This is a genomic window from Pedobacter sp. V48, from assembly GCF_000523515.1.
GTDB lineage: Bacteria > Bacteroidota > Bacteroidia > Sphingobacteriales > Sphingobacteriaceae > Pedobacter.
Window position 1 is genome coordinate 110047 of record NZ_AWRU01000005.1, and the last position, 21083, is coordinate 131129.

General features: G+C 41.3%; 6 protein-coding genes and 3 pseudogenes. All 9 read left to right on the forward strand.

Annotated features, from left to right (window positions below; translation table 11 throughout):
• The first annotated feature begins 60 nt into the window (after positions 1-60).
• The 9 genes and pseudogenes from N824_RS03875 (at position 61) to N824_RS03915 (ending at position 21070) form a co-directional block, all read left to right on the forward strand.
• The gene (locus tag N824_RS03875) at positions 61-3228 is read left to right on the forward strand and encodes a TonB-dependent receptor (RefSeq protein ID WP_200869811.1); all 3168 of its coding nucleotides are present in this window, start codon (positions 61-63) and stop codon (positions 3226-3228) included.
• 18 nt (positions 3229-3246) lie between these two features.
• Positions 3247-5142 (forward strand): annotated as a pseudogene (locus N824_RS03880) (RagB/SusD family nutrient uptake outer membrane protein).
• Positions 5143-5176: 34 nt separating this feature from the next.
• The gene (locus N824_RS03885) at positions 5177-8242 is read left to right on the forward strand and encodes a SusC/RagA family TonB-linked outer membrane protein (protein WP_161662257.1); all 3066 of its coding nucleotides are present in this window, start codon (positions 5177-5179) and stop codon (positions 8240-8242) included.
• A 12-nt stretch (positions 8243-8254) separates the two neighbouring features.
• Positions 8255-10021, forward strand: a complete 1767-nt coding sequence (locus N824_RS03890; protein ID WP_048903833.1) for a RagB/SusD family nutrient uptake outer membrane protein — start codon at positions 8255-8257, stop codon at positions 10019-10021.
• A 129-nt stretch (positions 10022-10150) separates the two neighbouring features.
• Complete coding sequence (locus tag N824_RS03895; RefSeq protein WP_052334058.1) at positions 10151-13426, forward strand: glycosyl hydrolase; 3276 nt, start codon at positions 10151-10153, stop codon at positions 13424-13426.
• 14 nt (positions 13427-13440) lie between these two features.
• Positions 13441-14634 carry a glycoside hydrolase family 99-like domain-containing protein gene (locus tag N824_RS03900; RefSeq protein WP_084498182.1) on the forward strand — a complete coding sequence of 398 codons (1194 nt, stop codon included), beginning with the start codon at positions 13441-13443 and terminating at the stop codon, positions 14632-14634.
• 5 nt (positions 14635-14639) lie between these two features.
• The gene (locus N824_RS03905; RefSeq protein ID WP_048903834.1) at positions 14640-16358 is read left to right on the forward strand and encodes a hypothetical protein; all 1719 of its coding nucleotides are present in this window, start codon (positions 14640-14642) and stop codon (positions 16356-16358) included.
• A pseudogene (locus N824_RS03910) lies at positions 16358-18178 on the forward strand (hypothetical protein). The gene N824_RS03905 and the pseudogene N824_RS03910 overlap by 1 nt, the downstream one beginning before the upstream one ends.
• A gap of 72 nt (positions 18179-18250) precedes the next feature.
• Positions 18251-21070: pseudogene (locus tag N824_RS03915) on the forward strand (family 78 glycoside hydrolase catalytic domain).
• The last annotated feature ends 13 nt before the right edge of the window (positions 21071-21083 follow it).

A 21083-nucleotide genomic window follows, 5' to 3' on the forward strand; every position in this document is an offset into this window, starting at 1 on the left:
CAAAACACACCTGAAACCTAACCTAATAAATCCAAATCAAACATTTCAAAAATGCTCATTATGAGAAAAAAACGACTACTCTCAAAGCTCTATTGGACTCCTTTGCTGCTGCTGGCAATATGTAGTTCACTTAATGCTTTCTCACAGGAACAGATCACTGTCTCCGGAAAGGTATTGGATTCACTGGATCTTGGTCCCTTGCCCGGGGTCACTGTTACGGTTCAGGGATCTAAGGTGGGTACCCAGACAAACGTAAATGGGATTTACACTATTAAAGCTCCGTCAAATGCCGTATTGGTTTTTGCATACATAGGATATATTCAAAAGAAAATAGCCGTAAATGGGAAATCAGCAATTGATGTAATGCTGGTAAATTCCGATGAGAAACTGGATGAAGTGGTAGTAGTAGGATATGGTCAACAGAAGAAAATTTCGGTAACAGGGGCAGTTTCTTCGGTCTCCTCCAGGGAGCTTAAACAAAATTCTTCTGCAAGTCTTGCTAATGCATTGGCAGGTAAATTGTCGGGCTTAACATCTATTCAGTCTGGGGGTGGCCAACCGGGACGTGACGATGCAACGATGTACCTGCGTGGTGCTGCAACAACTAATACTAAAAGCCCCCTGGTTTTAATCGATGGAGTTCCCCGTGATAATGTCCGGACCATTGATGCTAGTGAGGTAGCAAATGTTTCGGTATTGAAAGATGCATCGGCCACGGCAGTATTTGGTGTTAGGGGAGCGAATGGGGTTATTCTTATCACCACCAAGCGAGGTATGGAAGGTAAGCCCGAATTATCTGTCAATTTAGATCAGAGTTATTCATCATTTACAAGGGAACCGGAAAGGCTACACTCTATAGACTACATGAAGCTAAGAAATGAAGCTTCTAAAAACGACAACATTTCGCCACTTCCTTTTAGTCAGGAAACCATGGATAAATACCTCAATCCTTTGGCTGGCTTAGATCCAAATGATCCAGATTACGCACAAAAAGCGGCGGTAAGAAAATACATGTACCCGGACCATGATTATTATCGTGAGTTTATATCCCGCTATTCACCGCAAACAAGAATTAATACCAGTGCACGCGGGGGAACAGAAAGGGTATCCTACTTTGTAAATGCTGCATATCTTAATCAAGGTGGTAACCTTAAAACTGAGCCTAAATCAGTATTGGGTTATGATCCTTCAGCAAAAATGGATAGGTTTAATTTTAGGGCCAACCTGGATTATAAAGTTACGAATTCATTAAAGTCATTCTTAAATATAGGTAGTTATATAGAACAGGTTAATATGCCTTCGGCATGGCTATATGGCGGAGGCGATACAAACTGGATGATGAGAGATTTATTGTATCAGGCTCAAACCATTTTACCAATTACGCCCGGACCAACAACAATAGGTGGATTTGGAATAGCACCTGGCCAAATAGTAGATCCAGGATACCTAGACCGTTCGGCCTTTGAAATTATGAACAGATTTGGATATCGTAACGAAGTTAGATCTAACCTGAACTCCACTTTAGGGCTCGATTGGGATTTAAGTAGTTTCGTTACCAAAGGGCTAAGTGTTAAAGGGATGATCTCTTATGATTCTAAATCAACTACCGCTACCCAAGGCAAGAAAAGCGAGCGTCTTTATCTTGCAGAAATTAACCCGGAAACTGATCAGTTAAGTTATGCTGTTAAACGTCCCGATGAAGAATTGCTTTCATTAACTAAAGGAGCAGATTCCCGTTATAACATCAACATGCAAGCCTCGGTTAATTATAGCCGAACATTTGCTGAAAAACATGATGTGGGGGCAATGATTCTTGGTCAGCGCGATTATTGGGAAACCGCGGGTGCTGATATCCCTTTTAACGTATTAGGTATAGCCGCCAGGGCCACATATGCCTATGACAATCGTTACCTGGCAGAGTTTAACATGGGCTATAATGGATCTGAACAATTTGCACCAAACAAGCGTTTTGGATTTTTTCCTGCAGGTTCTGTAGGGTGGATCATTAGTAATGAACAATTTCTAAAAAATAATAAGATAATTACCAGCCTAAAATTACGTGCATCTTATGGGAAAGTAGGTAACGATAGAATGGGCGAGGACAGGTTCCTTTATCAAAGTAATATCACCGTTGGAGGTGGTCCACTTGGCAGCCTTGGCGGTGGAATAAATCAGGGTCTTTTGGCGAATCCAAATCTCACCTGGGAGGTCGCGGAAAAGCAAAACTATGGTATAGACTTGCAATTATTTAGGGATTTAAGTGGTTCCTTCGATTATTTTGTTGAGAAAAGAAGCAACATTCTGATCTCGCGTAGCACTGTGCCTGAATTTCAGGGGGTACCCTTAAATTTTATTCCCAGAGTAAATATGGGATTGGTCGACAATAAGGGTTATGAAATTGAGCTTACCTATAACAAGTCTATTGTCAAAGATTTTTCCATTTTGCTTAAAGGTAATTATGGGTATAATCACAATGTGGCTAAGTTTTTAGATGAACAGATCCGTGATGAATCGTATGCAACAAGATATAGATCTACAGGGTACTCAATTGGTCAAACCCTTGGATACAAAATAGATTACAGCAACGGAAATGGGTATTTCAATTCAAAAGAAGAACTTGACAATTATCTGTCACATACCACTTATGGTTTCGGTACGCCAAGGGTCGGCGATTTTAAGTATGTAGACGCTAATGGCGATGGCGTGGTTAACGATAAGGATCAGGTGGCCATTGGCTATAGCACCATACCCAGGGTTACTTACGGTTTTACATTGGGCCTTAATTATAAAGGATTTGAATTTACAGCATTCCTGCAAGGTGTAAGCAAGTACTCCAATAATTATTCTGATCAGGGAGTTTATGAAACCATAAAACTGGGCACTTACTTCGATTATCACAAAAATGCATGGACTCCGGAGCGATATGCCAGCGGCGAGAAGATCACTTATCCAGCATTAAGCACATTGAACAATACGAATCACACGGCCAATGACTTCTTCATTATGGACCGTTCATTTATTCGTCTTAGAAACCTGGAGTTAGCCTACACACTTCCTTTAGGAATCCTTAATAAAATTGGAGTTCAAAGATTAAGAGTTTACGTAAGCGGACAAAATCTTTATACCTGGGATCATTTAAAAATGGGCCATCTGGATCCTGAGAACAATGATCCTCTCGGATACCCTGTAACCAAAATGGCAAACTTTGGCTTAAATGTTACTTTCTAATCCCCAACACAAGAAGTTATGAAAACGAAATATATAGTTTTATTAATCGCGCTCTCCATGTTTTTTCTTGGTGCGTGTAAGAAAGCTTTGGATACCGCACCCGATGGCAAGATCACTATGGAGGAAGTCTTTGCTGATAACGAAAAGGTGAAAGCTTTTTTAAATACCTGTTATGCAAACATGCCCGTAAAAGGGACCAGATACTTTTTTTGGCAAAGAGGCCCCGTCAACTGGAGCGATGAATCCTGGGATACGGATGCGGAAGCAGAGTCGGGACTTATGAGTGGCAGAATGTACAATGGTAACGCCTCTGCCAGTAATCATCCTATAACCAATGTAAGTGGGGATAGTGGAAATGGAAATTATTGGGCAAGCTATTGGAGCGCTATCCGCAACTGTACCATATTTATAAGCCGCATAGATAATGCAACGGTAGGCAATGAATCAGATAGAAAACGCTGGAAAGCTGAAGCCCATCTTTTAAGGGCTTACTATTACTCAGAACTACTAAAATGGTTTGGCCCTTCGTTACCTATAGAACGTGAACCATATGATTTTGCAGGTGATTTTTCCAAAGTAAAAAGAGAGACTTATTATGATGTAGTTAAGTTTATCATGGAAGATTGTGATGCTGCACTTGGCACAAATGAATTACAATGGAGAATTAACTCAGATCAGGAAGCTGGCCGTGTAAACAAAGCAATGGCCGAGGCAATAAAATCAAAAATGATCCTTTTTGCTGCGAGCCCGTTATATAATGAGGGCAAAGACTATTGGGAAGAGGCGTACGAAGTCAATAAAACATCATTAGAAAATTTAAGAAAAAACGGCTTTGAGCTTTATAATAAGGTAAACTATCCGCAAACTTATCTTTCAGATGTTGCATACCTCGGACCAAATAAGAATGAAAAAACTGCCATCTATAATGAATATTTCACTCAAACCATGGGTTATGCCTCCAGCGTAGATCATGAAACAATATATCAAAGTCGCGATGGGCAAGGTAACATCTGGAATATTGATGGCATTGGTGCACAGGATGGATACAAATCGGGAACCTGCCCAACGCAGGAACTTGTAGATGCTTATGAGACCATTGATGGGAAGCCGATTCTAAATCTTGCAAATCCATATCTTGATGATAAGCACCAGCAGCCAAACTATAATCCTGAAAATAAAACCTATGATCCTAAAAATCCGTATGCCAACAGAGATCCTCGTTTTTATGCTTCTATTTATTACAACGGATCCAAAAGAAAAGCATTCTGGAATTTTGCCGAAGCGCCTGAATCCTTCGAAAATTATCCTGCCCCAATGGGTAACAGAACCCGGATTATTGCAACGTATATAGGCGAACCTCAAACCGGAATTCATGCTTCTACCAGAAAAGCAACCCGTACAGGCTACTTCGAAAGGAAATTCCTGCATCCAAACTCAGGTAATGATAATCCTGTAGGCGGTGCCAATTGGAAAATGTTCCGTCTGGGAGAGGTAATCTTAAACTTTGCTGAAGCAGCTGCTGAAGCAGGTAAAKNGCMWKWWRCNNCTRCWKCWGYTAACGAAATACGGGCCAGGGCAGGCATGCCAGAAATCCCTTCGAATCTATCTAAAGAGCAGTTGATACTTAGGGTCAGGAATGAACGTAGGGTGGAGCTGGCTATGGAAGAAAATAGGTATTTCGACATTCGAAGATGGACACTGCCAACCGGCGACCTTTCTAAAACCGATCAGTGGGTGACAGGAATGGAGATTACCAGAAACCCGGACGGAACATTTACCTATAACCGAAGACCAGTCCGCGCCAATGAACGCAAGAATTTCACCAATAAATTCCTCTGGGTACCTATACCACTTGATGAGGCCAACCGACTGCAGTCAATTACAGGAGTTAAGTGGCAAAGTAACGGTTGGTAGTAATAGTTTTTAATAGACCTCAATGATAAATCAGATGATACATAAATTAATGATCAAAATAACATTGCTGCTGGCACTCTTGCTTTCCGTAGGAACAAGTGTCAGCGCACAAGAGGTATCGGTCCCTGTGAAAGGCATAGTGAAGGATGAATTTGGAAGACCGCTTGCTGGCGTAACAATAAACTCCCGGGATGGAGAAACAGGAACCTCAACAAATGAAAATGGTGAGTACACCATAATTCTGGATGTGAATAGCCCGCTGATATTTTCCTATGCTGGTTATTCTACACAAAAAATAGCTGTTAATGGGAAAGCTCAGATTGATGTTGAGTTAAAACCAGATATACATAAAAAAGATGATGTAGTTCAACTGGGGTATACCTCACAGCTGCGACATGAAATTTCCGGATCGGTAGCAACAGTTACTGGCGAAGAGCTGGAAAAATCTCCTGTAGCAAATCTTACCCAGAGTTTTGCCGGTCGTTTTGCAGGCTTAGTGACACAAGAAACGTACTCAGAGCTATCTAGAGCAACTACCAACATTTATGTCAGAGGGCTATCTGCTGCAAGAGGCAACGGACCGCTCGTAATTATTGATGGAATTATATGTGCTTACAACAGCAATCAAACACTGGAGTACATCAGTGCAAATGAAATCGAATCTGTCACTGTACTAAAAGACGCATCTACTCAAGCGCTTTATGGTATTCAGGGTGCAAATGGATTAATCGTTATTACTACCAAACGCGGGGTAAAAGGTAATGTCCAAATAAAAACAACTTTCGATCAATCCATACAGCAGGTCACAACCACACCAACGTCTTACAGTGCTGCCGATTACGCATCGATGAGAAATCAGGCCTTGGTTAATGATAAAAAGGAAAAGTTATTTAGCGATCAGCAGATTGAAAACTTTCGCTCAGGCGGGAACGACCTTTATCCCAATAACAATTGGTACGATAGGTATTTTAAGGACTACGCAGCGATGCAGCGTGCGAGTGTTAACGTTACCGGCGGAAACGAAAAAGTACAATTCTATTCCAATGTGAACTTCATGCATCAGGGCGGTCAGTTTATTACTGATCAGGATAAATACAATTCTAATGCAAACAACGTTTGGGTTAACTATCGCAGTAATGTTGATATGAACCTAAACCGCTATCTGAAGGCATTTATCCGTTTAAGTGGTAATATTAAAAGAGAACGTACMCSASGMTCYKSMRATNCAACAATATATGGCAGCTTTTTTCAGATACCACCAACAGTATATGGTCCGTTAACTCCGGATGGTCAGGTGATTACAACGAGTAATGTCGGATCGCCAACCTATGGGATGTTAAACCGATCCGGATATGTAAGACACACGGTTACCAATATCACCTCACAGTTTGGGCTAGACCTGGACATGGGCTTCCTAACAAAAGGTTTAAATTTAACGGGGGTAGTTGCTTATCAGACGAATGCAGTTGGTAGTTTGAGTACTACTCAGGATTATGAACGCTGGACAAGAGATAATACCAAACCCGCAGAACTCCTTTTCAATAGAAAAGGTGACCAGAACAATACACCTTTGAAATATGGCAAGGGAAGTTCATACTATTATCACTTAACCTATAATGGAGCGCTTAATTACAGCCGGGATTTCGGTAAGCACCATGTAGGAGGTATGGCCTATATGTTCTTCCAAAATCTGACAAAGGCAGATACTGGCTCTCCGGGATTGTTGCCTTATAACCGTGTAAGTTCGGGTGCAGAAGCAACCTATAGCTTCGATAACAGGTACCATATTAAGTTCGATGTTGGCTATTCAGGGTCTGAACAATATGCCCGCAATGATCGTTACACCTTTACTCCGGCAATTGCTGCAGCCTGGGAAGTGTCAAACGAAGATTTTATGAAGGATGCAACCTGGTTAAGCAACCTTAAATTAAGAGCTTCTTATGGTAAAACAGCAAACGACCAAAGTGGCTTAAACCGGTTCGCCTATCTTGATGAGGTAACCGTCAGAGGAGGAGGGCCAATTGGTTCCCTTCAGTATATTATAGATGAGCGCACCGTTGGAAATCCTCATATACAGGCTGAAATAGCTACAAAACAAAATTATGGGTTGGACCTGGGACTATTTAATTCCTTATCTTTTACTGTAGATGTGTTTAAAGAGCGCATGAATAATATGGTAGTTAGTGCGCTATCTGCTATTCCTTTGTATCAGGGTATACCTTTAAATAATTACCCTAAAACAAACACAGGTATTTTTGAAAACAAGGGCTATGAAATAACCGCCAATTATAGCAGGGCTTTAAATAAGGATGTGAAAATATCATTGGGAGGTTTAATTGGTTATTCGAAAAATAAAGTAATTAATACAAATGAGCCACTGAGAAACGAAGATTACATTTATAGAAAACAGGAGGAGGGTTATTCTTATGGCCAAACCTTTGGATACCTGGTTGACTATAGTAACGGCAATGGATTCTTTAATACTCAGCAAGAACTTGATGGTAACAAAATTGAGTATAAAGTTGGTAATCCACGTTTAGGGGATCTTAAATATCAGGACCTTAATAATGATGGTATTATAAATGAGGCCGATAAGGCCCCAATAGGTACCGGAGCACTTCCAAGGTTTACCTACGGAATATCGGGAGGTGTCACTTATAAATCCTTTGATCTGAGTTTCTTATTACAGGGAATTGGTCAGTACTCCTCAGTAATTGTTGGGCAGGGTGTTTGGGAAGCAGATTTTGATGGAATATACGGTGCTTTGCACAAAAATGCATGGACACCGGAACGTTACCAAAATGGTGAAGCAATAACAGCCCCTGCATTGTCAACAGTTAAGTCCTCAAGTCAGGAAATAAACGATTATTATAAATATAACCGATCCTATTTACGCCTTAAAAATGTGGAGCTTTCCTACACGCTGCCTGGCCGTCTGTCTAAAGCCATCTCAGCAGAAAAAATCAAGTTCTTACTTAGCGGACAGAATCTGATCACCTGGGATAAAATGAAGTCGAAAGATTTTGGCCCGGAAGGTGGGGGCTATACCTCTTTCCCGGTCTACAGGGTATTTAACATAGGTGTAAATGTTGTTTTTTAACAAATTATTGCGATGAGAAAGTATAAAAAATTTATAATTATAATTACGGCCGGTATTCTGTTTTCATGTAACAAACAATTGGATTTGCCTTCAGATGGCAGGATAACTATGGAACAGGTATTCAGCGACTACAACAGAACAAGAGGGTATCTGAATTCATGTTATGGATATTGTCCGGCCCCTAATACCGATAGAGCATCTTTTGGAGATGAATCTCAGGATGCAGATGACAATGTGGTGAGTTCCAAATATGCCGCCTGGTATGGTGGATCTATAACTTCCAGTTCATATGCGCAGTATTCTGCAGATGGTAGTCCATGGGGTAGGCTTTACGAGGGAATCCGTAAATGCAATGTATTTATAGAAAATATCAAAACGGCAACAGTATTTGCAACTGATGCAGAGAAAGGTGCCTGGACAGCTCAGGCACATACTTTACGTGCACTTTATTATTTGCAATTGATAAAACGATATGGGGGGGTGCCTCTCATAGATAAACCTTTGGGTGTAGACTATGACTACTCTAAGGATAAGAAAGCCACTTTTTCGGAGGTTGTGAAACTCATTCTTGCCGATTGCGATAAAGCTTTATCCTATCCAGCCGGGCGTGATGGTTTTTCATGGGATATTTATGATAACCAATATGGTATCATGACCAGGGCAATCGCTTATGCCATCAAATCAGAGTCTGTTACTTATGCCGCAAGTCCTTTATGGGCTGATGGAACTTACTCATGGGCGGATGCGACCACTATAAACATAGAGGCGCTTGCGCAATGCCTTGCAAACGACTATAAGCTTTTTACGCAGACTCCGGCAGCTGATGTTGCTCAAAATGCATATGCGTATTACAACCTGATTGGTTCTAACGATCAGCGGTCTACAGATAAAGAGACAATTTTTCATGGAGGCGGTAAACTGCAAATATGGAAGCTGGCCGGTATGCCAACAAATCCAGGAATGGAAAAGACTGGTCCCAGTCCAACCCAGGATCTGGTAGATAGTTACGAAATGGCAAATGGAGAACCTCCGATAAGCGGATATTCAGGAACAGACAATCTTGTAACAACAATAAATCCGGCATCTGGTTACGATCCAAATAATCCATACATTGGTCGCGATCCCAGATTCTACGCTTCTATATACTATAATGGTGCCGTAAGGAATCTGAATGATCCTGCCGGTAAAAAAGTGGAAACCTTTGTTGGCGGTCTTGAAGGGATTTCAGGAACGGAAAGAACGCGCACCAGAACCGGATATTACCTTCGTAAGTTCAACAACTATAAATCCGGAATTAGCAATGATGCAGATGGCTCTATCAGGATCTTCCGTTTGGCCGAACTCTATCTGAACTTTGCAGAATCAGCATATCAGTCAGCGGGGCCTGATGCTGCGGTATCCTCAGCAGGACTTACCCTGAGTGCTCGCGAGGCAGTTAGTGCTGTACGTGCCAGAGCGGGGATGCCTGCGTTTGCGGCTGGGATGTCAAAAGAAGCATTCGAAAAGAAATATCGTAATGAAAGACGGATAGAGTTTGCTTTTGAAGGCCATCGTTTCTTTGATGTCAGAAGATGGAAAATCCTTGATCAGACAGATAAATTTGTTACCGGGATGAGGATTACTAAAGAAGGCTCAAACCTTACTTTTACCCGTTTCAAATTTGCCGACAGAAATGCCTGGTCCAATAAGTATTTGTTGTATCCAATAGACCAGGCTGAGGTGGATAAGATGATTAACCTTACCGGACAGAATTGGCAAAACCCGGGGTGGCTTGATTAACAGCATCCTAAAAGTTACAATAAGAGCAGTATAGTACAGGTTGCTGGTTATTAAAATAATTAATAGTATTGGTACATTAACTAATAGTTTTTTCACGAAAGCTATTGACACAACCAAATGAAACCATTTATGAATTCAAACATCAGATCTTTTAAGGGTACTGTATGGGGGCACCTTGCCCACTTTGTGATACCGGTATTAATTTTAACAATTTCCGCTTGTTCAAGTACTAACAAAAACATTGCTTTTACTAAAGTTGAGAGTGGGTTTATCGTCCCTCCAGATTCAATACAGACCAGTGTGTATTGGTATTGGATTTCAGACAATATCTCTAAACAAGGAGTTATAAACGATTTAAAGGCAATGAAAGCAGTGGGGATAAACCGTGCTTTTATTGGTAATATCGGTTTAACCGGAGAAGTTCCTTATGGAAAGGTCAAGTTGTTTTCTGATGAATGGTGGGATATTACCCACACTGCTTTAAAAACAGCTTCGGAATTAGGTATAGAAATAGGAATGTTTAATAGTCCTGGCTGGAGCCAGTCGGGAGGACCATGGGTCAAACCTGAACAGGCAATGCGTTACCTGGCATCATCAGAAACGGTGTTCAAAGGACCTGCAAAGATTTCGCAAAAGCTTAATAAACCTGAAGGAAATTTTCAGGATGTTAAACTGCTTGCTTTTAAAGCGCCAAAAGGATATGGAAGCAGTATAGCTGATTTAAAACCTGTAATTACCTCAGATCCGGCTATAAAAAACATTGAAAATATCCTTGATAAAAACCAAAAGACTGAAGCATTGTTGCCCGGTGGTAAACCTGCTGTTATTACCATTGCCGCCAAAGAAAATTATACTGCAAGAAGCTTAACCGTCTATCCATCAAAAAAGAACATGAGTATGGATGTGAAAATAGAGGCATTGGACAATGGTAATTATCGCGAAATAAAACAGTTTAAGGTTGACCGTAGCAACAATGCATTAAATGTAGGTTTTGCTCAGTTTGCTCCCGTTATTATTTCATTTGAGGCAGTAGCGTCAAAAACTTTCCGTCTAACGTTTACCAACACATCCCAGGATGCAAGCATTGCTGAACTGGAAATTTCTTCGGTGCCAAAGGTGGAAAGATTCATCGAAAAAACACTCGCCAAAATGCACCCAACCCCACTTCCTTATTGGCATGAGTATCAGTGGGCACAACAAAAAGAAGTAGCAGATAATTCCTTACTTGTCGATGAAGGCTCAATAAAAGACATCAGTTCAAATCTGTCGGCCGATGGTACACTTACATGGGATGTTCCGGAAGGTGAATGGATTGTAATGCGAACAGGAATGGCACCCACAGGTGTTCAAAATAGCCCCGCTTCCCCCGAAGGAACCGGACTAGAGGTAGATAAAATGAACCATGAGCATGTGATCAAACACTTTGATGCATTTATGGGTGAAATACAAAGACGTATTCCAGCCGAGGACCGTAAAACATGGAAAGTTGCCGTCCAGGACAGTTACGAAATGGGCGGTCAAAACTGGACAGATGATTTCATTGCCAAGTTTAAAAAACGTTATGGATATGACCCTATGCCCCTTATACCGGTTATGTATGGGCACGTGGTAGGAAGTCAGGATAAATCAGATCGCTTTCTATGGGACCTTAGAAGATTTGTAGCAGATAATGTTGCCTACGAATATGTGGGGGGATTGCGAGATGTAAGTCACAAACATGGATTAACCATTTGGCTTGAAAATTATGGCCACTGGGGTTTCCCTGGAGAATTTCTTCAATACGGGGGACAATCTGATGAAGTAGGTGGAGAGTTTTGGAGCGAAGGTGAACTTGGTAACATAGAGAACAGAGCTGCATCGTCGGCAGCACATATTTATGGTAAAACTAAAGTGTCGGCAGAATCATTCACTGCTGCGGGAAATACCTTTGGGCGTTATCCGGCAATGATGAAACAACGTGGCGATCGCTTCTTTACCGAAGGTATCAATAATACACTACTACACGTTTATATTCAACAACCTTATGAGGATAGGAAACCGGGTGTCAATGCCTGGTTTGGCAATGAGTTTAACCGTTTCAATACCTGGTTTTACGACATGGATATGTTTATCCATTATCTTAAGCGCAGTAATTTCATGCTGCAGCAAGGTAAATATGTTGCAGATGTAGCCTATTTCATCGGAGAAGATGTACCAAAAATGACTGGAATACAGGATCCTAAGCTCCCGGAAGGTTATTCCTTTGATTACATCAATGCAGAGGTGATCATTAACCGGTTAACTGTTAAGGATGGCAAATTTGTACTCCCCGATGGCATGTCTTACCGGGTGTTGGTGCTGCCTGCACTCGAAACCATGAGGCCGGAATTACTGGAGAAAATAGCAAGTTTGGTAAAAGAAGGTGGCGTAATATTGGGGCCAAAACCAAAACGCTCCCCTAGTTTAGAAAACTACAGCACCGCAGATGACAATGTGAAAAAACTTGCCAACGAAGTTTGGGGAAAAATTGATGGACAACGTATTAAAACTAATGAATATGGTAAAGGTCTGGTAATGGATGGCCTTGATTTACAACAGGCATTAGATAAAATAGGCGTGATTCCAGATTTTAAAACCGTTGGTAATGATCTGGCCTTGTACATCCACAGAAAGACTAATGATGGCGAAATCTACTTTGTGTCTAATCAGAGTGATAAACCGATAAGCATCAATCCTGCGTTTCGGGTTAGCGGAAAAGCACCGGAATTGTGGAATGCGATAACAGGGAAAATGCGTGATCTTCCAGAGTATAGCTCAACACCAAATACAACATCTGTTCCTTTAAAACTCGATGCATTTGAAAGTGCTTTTATAATCTTCAGAAAAGACCAGTCAGGTAATGCCTCGGCCGAGAAAAAGGTTAATTTCCCTGCGCCGATTGATGTAATTAAATTAACTGACCCATGGACCGTTAAATTTGATAAAGAGGGTAGAGGTCCGGAAGAACCTGTGGTATTTAAAACTTTAATAGACTGGTCAAAACACCCAGATACACGAATAGCTCATTATTCCGGAAGTGCTTTATATAATACTTCATTTGAGATTAAGAAACCAGCTGCAGGGCAACGCATTTATCTAAACCTCGGCGCCGTTACCGCATTGGCAAAAGTAAAGGTTAACGGTAAAGATGTTGGTGGTGTATGGACACCGCCTTACAAGGTAGATATTACCGAGGCCGTGTTGGCAGGCGAAAATAAGCTGGAGGTAAAAGTGGTTAACACCTGGGTAAACCGATTGATAGGTGATTTAAAATTGCCAGAAGATCAACGTAAAACCTGGTCTTATATCAATCCGTACAAAGCAGACAGCCCGCTGCATCCTTCAGGGTTAACAGGTCCGGTATCCATTGAAATAAATCCGTATTAAACACAACATTTATTATGAAGTCATTATCTTATAATAGATCGCTCTTCTGTTTGGCAATAGCGATAGCTATTGCCACTATATTTCAATCGTGCAGCATTAAAAAGAAAATTACCCAGGATTATGACGTAGCTGCATTCTATTGGCCGGCCTATCACTATGAGCCCAGGGCAGCGTTTTTATTTCCTGAAAAAAAAGGGGAATGGGAGATCATTTATAAAGCACAACCTAAAGAAAAAGGACATGCACAGCCAAAAGTCCCGCTCTGGGGATATCTGGACGAGGCAAATCCAAAAGATATGGATAAAAAAATCACTGCCGCTGTTGATCACGGAGTGAATACTTTTATCTTCGATTGGTACTGGTATGAGGGAAAACCATTCCTTGAAGATTGTATCAACGAAGGCTTTTTAAAAGCCAACAAAGGCAGGATGAAGTTTTACCTGATGTGGGCAAATCATGATGCTACAACTTATTGGGAACGCAAGAACCCGAAAAAAGATTCAGTGATCTGGAAAGGTAGTGTAGATCGTAAACAATTTAATATTGTGGTAGACCGTGTGATAGAGAAGTACTTCAAAGATCCTGGTTATTACAAGATTGATGGCGCCCCGGTTTTCTGTATCTATGAACTGCATACGCTGATTGCAGGATTAGGCGGTGCAACGCAAACCAAAGAGGCTTTGGATTACTTCAGAGAAAAGACGATTGCCGCAGGGTTTCCCGGATTGCACTTACAGGGAATTCTTTGGCAGGCCTTGCCTTCAAGTATTGCAGGGGTACCGGGCGAAAAAATTGGAACACAGAATAAAGTTATGGAGTATTTTGGCTTTAACAGTTTAACAAATTACTGCTGGGCACATTTGCAAAACCCGGATGGAGATTATGAGAAATGGGCAGATTTGTCTACCAATATGTGGCAAGGATTTAGCAACGATTTTACCATTCCTTATTTCCCCAATCTCACAATTAGTTGGGATGCTAACCCAAGGTTCCCTTATAAAACCGGTTATATAAATAATCCCGCTCCAGAAAAATTTGAAAAGTATGTCGAAAAGGCAAAAGCATTTGCAGATGCACATCCAAAACAACGCAAATTAATTACCATCAATGCCTGGAATGAGTGGTCCGAAGGAAGCTATCTCGAACCCGATACCCTACATAAAATGGGTTATCTGGACGTATTGAAAAAGGCATTTGTAAAAAAATAAATCCTATGAGGTCTGTTCATTTTATAATACTTTTTGCAGTATTGGGTATTGGTTCATCAAGTGCCCAGCCATTTGCCGGAACGGATGATTTGGGCAGAGTTCTCCCTCAAAATAAAGAGGTAGGAAATCCTAGAAAAAAAACTGTTGCCATGTTTTACTTTTTATGGCATGAAACAGCACCTCGCAAATACTGGGATCTCCATGAAATCGTAAATGCACATCCCGAAGTACTTAATGATTTTGATCATCCATATTGGGGAAGCGGGTTAATGTATTACTGGGGGCAACCTATTTATGGATACTACAGCGCAAATGATTATTGGGTGCATTTAAGAAGCGTTCAGTTGCTAACTGATGCAGGAGTAGATCTTCTTGTAATTGATGCAACCAACCGCTTAACTTATCCAAAACAAGCAGACGTATTGATGAAGGCCATGAATGCGGTGAGGGCGCAGGGTAAAACTCCTCCTAAAATAGTGTTTTATACCAATACCTCATCGGGCGAGACCATGCAGGAAGCCTACAATAATTTTTACAAACCAGATGCCCCTTATCGTTACCCCGAATGCTGGTATTTAATGGATGGTAAACCCCTTATAATTGGAATATCTGCAGAAGCCAGGGGGAAAAACTATGAAAATACTTTCACTTACAGAGAATCACAATGGCCAAACGAACCGCAAAAAACAAACAGCTGGCCATGGATTGAGTTTGTAAGACCTCAAAAAACATACAAGAACGCCAAAGGAGAAATAGAAATTATCAATGTCTCAGTTGCACAGCACCCTAATCCAACAGCAGGAATGGGGGGTTCGGCATTTTACGGTAACAAAGACAATTGGGGTAGGAGCTACCATAATGGGTCACCCGGAAATCCTGCAACAGATGTAATTTATGGTTACAATTTTCAGGAGCAATGGGACTATGCTATCAAACAAAACACACCTTTTGTATATGTTACAGGTTGGAATGAGTGGATAGCCGGAAAATTTCCAAGTAGAGATGACAACCCGGAGCATTCCTGGTTTTGCGATCAGGCAAGCCCTGAATATAGCAGAGATATTGAGCCTTCGCTTACTGCCGGCTTAAAGGATAACTACTATATGCAGTTGGTTGGCAATATAAGAAGGTACAAAGGTGTCGCTGCAAATCCTTCGGCGGGCTTACCCAAAACAATTAAAGGACTCGGTGATTGGACATCAGTACAACCTGTTTATAAGGATTATACCGGCGACACTCAGGAACGTAACCATCCAGGCACTCCGATAGAGCCGGCTATTGTTTATACCAATGCAACAGGTAGAAACGATTTTGAGCAGATGAAGATTACGCGCGACAAAGCAAACGTTTACTTTTTCGTTAAAACGGTAGCTGATATCACTTCCAATTCGGACAGTAATTGGATGAGGCTATATCTGGATGCAGATCGAAGTGCTAAAACAGGCTGGAAAGGATATGATTTTAGAGTTGCTTGGGGAAGCAATTTACAGCAATACATAGATGGAGCATGGAAAGATTTGCAGATTTTAAAATACGTAGTTAAGGGCAATCAAATGATGGTTGCCGTTCCAAGAACCTATCTTAAAAACGTAGCAAAACCCCTCAATTTTGAATTTAAATGGTCTGATAACATGCAGAATGATAACGATCCGTTAGACTGGTATCTAAACGGCGACACCGCACCGGGTGGCCGTTTTAATTTCATATATAGCTCAACCAATTGATGATGGTTTTAAAAAAAATCTTCTTATCGGGATTGATTTGCATCACCTTTTATCAGACTAAGGCTCAGGTAAAGGATGCTACTTCTCAGCACTTAATTTCATCATCAAATGCCGATACATGGGTAGCAAAAGATGCGCTAGGTCGCACTATTGATCCCGCCAAATATAAAACTCCACGTAAAGATAAGTACGCCGGAATATTCTATTTCATATGGCAGGGAGCTCACGGCTATGATCAGCATAAAGGGGGCACTGCTGATGGTGGGGTGATGCCTAAAACACCGGGAGATACCGTTAGCCCATATGACATTACCAAGCTTTTAAAAGCCAATCCAACTGACCCTAAATATGGACCGATTCATGCTTTTCACCATTGGGGCGAGCCTTATTTTGGTTATTATCTTGCCGATGATGAATGGGTGATCCGTAAACATGCACAAATGTTATCTGATGCCGGCATTGATGTAATTATTCTTGATGTAACCAATGCTGCCATTTATCTGCCGCAGGTTACAAAGATTGCCAATACTTATCTTAAAATGCGTGCCGAAGGGTTAAGCACACCATCTATTTCCTTTATTGTAAATAGTGTGCCGAAGCAAACGGTTAATAACCTTTATGAGCAGATTTATAAAAAAGGGCTGTTTAGTAACCTTTGGTTTTTGTGGAAAGGAAAACCGCTGTTGTTGTGCCCGCCAGAGGCTGTTACTCCCGAAATTAAGAGTTTCTTTACCACCCGGCATTCCTGGGCCTGGAGTAAAGGTCAGCAGTGGTTTGCAGATGGTAAGGACAAATGGCCATGGCTTGATCATTATCCTCAATCTTATGGCTGGCACGATTCAAAAGATAAAGCCGAACAGGTAACCGTTTCTATTGCACAACACCCGATGTCGAACATTGGCAGAAGCTTTCATAAGGGTAAAGAGCCAGAAATATTTTCGACCGAAAAAGGACTTTACTTTGAAGAGCAATGGAAAAGAGCCCTGGAGGTAGATCCTGAATTTGTATTTGTAACCGGATGGAATGAGTGGGTGGCCATGCGCTTTAACGATGGAGCATCCAAAACCTTTTTAGGTAAGTCAATTGAAAAGGGAGAAACCTATTTTGTAGACCTTTATAATGCCGAATTTAGCAGAGATGCGGAACCTGAAAACGGCATCACCAAAGACAATTATTATTATCAGCTGGTAGATTATGTAAGAAAGTTTAAAGGCACAGGAAAACTGCCCATTTACAAAACCAATACATCAATGCGCATTGAWGRWMRRWWKAATGATTGGAAAAAAATACCGGCGGTATATAAAGATGATTGCGGAGATACCTTCCATCGCAAACACCCAGGTTGGGGCCGTATACATGAATATGTAAATAACACAGGACGCAATGATATTATAGAATCCAGAATTACTTCAGATCAGCAAAATGTGTATTTCTACGTAAAAACAAAAGATCCATTAACACCATGGGATTCTCCAGATTGGATGCACTTGTTTATCGGTGTAAAAGGTGCTGCCAACCAGGGCTGGGAGGGCTTCCAATATGTAGTAAACCAGCAGGTTTTAAGTAATAATACTGCTACGTTACATAACCTTAAGAAAGATGGCAGTATAGGTAAATCATCCTCCATAAAATACAAAACAGATAAAAATGAACTGGAACTTGTTGTCCCAAAAAAACAACTTGGTATTATAGGAAAAGAGTTTACATTAGACTTTAAATGGGCAGATAACTCACCTGTTGACGGAAATGCTATGCATTGGCTTGATAAGGGTGACGCCGCTCCAAATGCACGGTTTGCCTACAGGTATATTAAAGAATAAGACCAGGTACTGGACAGTACAGGTTGCGATTCTACTGTAATTGTGGTATTTTAAAAAACCAAATGTTAACCAATGAGACGAACTAAAAATATATTTATTGTATTACTATTCCTGTGTTTATCGGGCGCGGTTTTCGCCGCCAAAATAACCGGTGCAACCAGTTCCGTTGTTCCGGGAAATACCAGATGTGAATATCTTGTCAACCCAAAGGGGCTGGATGAATTACGGCCGCGTTTAAGCTGGACACTTACCGCAACTGATACCACTGCATTTGGACAAAAGCAGACTGCTTACCGGATTTTAGTCGCATCAACAGCAGGTGGACTTAAACTTAACAAAGGTGATGTATGGGATTCCGGCTGGGTAAATTCCTCAGAAATGCAGCAGATAACCTACAAAGGAAAACCATTTGCATCAGATAACATCTATTTCTGGAAAGTCGCCGTTAAAGACGAGAAAGGCAAAGCCTCTGCTTGGAGTAAAGCCGCTCAATGGACTACGGGTTTACTTAAACCAACTGACTGGAAAGCAAAATGGATTGGCACAGATCAGATTTTTGATCCTGCGCAGCAAGATTGTAATATCTCCGATCCCTGGCTTCGAAAAACCTTTACACTCAAAACAAAACCCGGAAAGGCAAACATATTTGTCGCCTCTGTAGGTTTTCATGAAGTATACGTAAACGGTAAAAAGATAGGCAATGATGTTATGGCACCAAGTGTAACAGACCATATGAAAAGGGCGCGTTATGTGGCTTACGATATTGCACCGGAACTTAAAGCGGGTAAAAATGTCATCACCATCTGGTTGGGAACATCATGGTCTATTTTTGGCCCCTACATTGTAAAAGACAGGCCAAATACCCCGATTGTAATTGCTCAGGCTTCAATTTATAGCAATAAAAACGTCACCCCACTATCAAAACCTGAACTGGTTATACGTACTGATGAAACCTGGAAAACGTACAAGAGCCCTAATAAATTATTAGGCGTGTGGGACTCTAACAGGATGGGCGGAGAGATTTGGGATGCAAATAGAGAAGTTGCAAATTGGAACACCACAGCCTGCGATGAAACAACATGGGATAAGGCAATAACCTATCAGCCCAAGCTACTCCTCTCTGCTCAAAAAATAGAGCCTAACCGTGTTTTTGATGAAATAAAACCAATTGGGATTGTAGAAAGAAACGATGGGACATATCGGGTTGATATGGGGGTGAACTTTGCAGGCTGGACAGAAATTAAAGTAAAAGGAAAGCAAGGGGATACTGTGAAATTTTTATTTTCAGAAAGAGAACAATCTGACATAACCTTTAGTAATTATAGTGCCTTTATCATTGGAAAAACAGGCGAGGGAACCTTTCATAACCGCTTTAACTATAGCTCAGGTCGCTGGGTTACGATTAAGGGTTTAAAAAGTAAGCCGTCGCTTGAGGACATCCGTGGTTGGATGGTACGAACAAATTACAAGGAAGCTACCACTTTTGAATGTTCAGATCCTTTGCAAAACTGGACATATAATACGATAAAATGGACCTTCCAAAATCTTTCAATAGGGGGTTATATTGTAGACTGCCCTCAGCGCGAAAGACTTGGGTATGGAGGCGATGCACATGCAACTTGCGAAACAGGAATGTTCAATTATCATATGGCCGCATTCTATACGAAATGGATGGAAGACTGGAGAGATGTACAAGGAACAGAATCTCTGGTAGGAAACATGTACGACGAAAATTTTGCCCGCAAAAGTGTAATGAGTGGCCGCATCATGAATAATGGCGTTTTGCCACATACTGCGCCTACTTATATGGGAGGTGGTGGCCCTGCATGGGGCGGCATAGTAGTTTCTTTACCCTGGTTTGTTTATCAGCATGAAGGTGACAAAAGGGTGCTTGATAAGAACTTTGAAATGATCAAAGGCTGGCTTTCATTTTTGGATCTTAATACTAAAGATGATATGCTGGTTCGCTTTGGCGGATCATGGGATTTTTTGGGTGATTGGCTAYKSYYMSGANYCWYAGCNGAGGGGATGAATAACAATAAGCCCCAAACCGTTTTCTTAAACAATTGCTATAGAATATTTAACCTGCGTACGGCTGCTAAAATTGCCCGCGTACTTCATAAAGACAAAGAAGCACAACAGTGGGAAAAACAAGCGGATGTATCAAGCGCAGCAATTCATGCTAAATTTTACAATGCCGACGATCATAGTTATGCTGATAAATCCATGTCTAACCTTGCTGCGGCCCTGTTGGGTGAGGTAATGCCCCATGACTTGAAACCATTCATCATGAAGCGGCTGGAAAATGAGATTCTGGTGGTTCGTAAAGGGCACATCAATGTAGGAATTACAGGTGGAGCAATGCTCTTTAAAGTACTAAGAGACGCCGGACGCGATGATCTTATTTATGCCATGACCTCGCAAACGGATTATCCGAGCTGGGGTTATATGAAAGCCAACGGTGCAACCACCATTTGGGAAATGTGGGAAAAAGACCTGCCAGGACATTCGCTATTGCATAGCTCGTATCTGTATCCTGGTGCCTGGTATATTGATGGCGTTGCCGGTATAAAACGCGATCCGCAAGCACCCGGATTTCAACGCTTCATTGTTCGCCCCCCACTGTTAACAGCCACACAAATGGAATGGGCCAAAGCCAATATGCAGTCGCCTGCCGGTTTAATTAAAACTGCATGGAAACGCACAGGTAATCAACTTACCATGAACATAACTGTACCTCCTAATTGTACGGCTATACTTCAGTTACAGGAAAATGAGACAAAAAATATAACTGATAAATCAAGCCACATGAAGGACTTAGGTTTAAAGGATGGTTTCAGATCTTTTGAGCTTACATCAGGTAGCCATATTATTAAAACAGAGAAAATCTAAACAGATCATTATA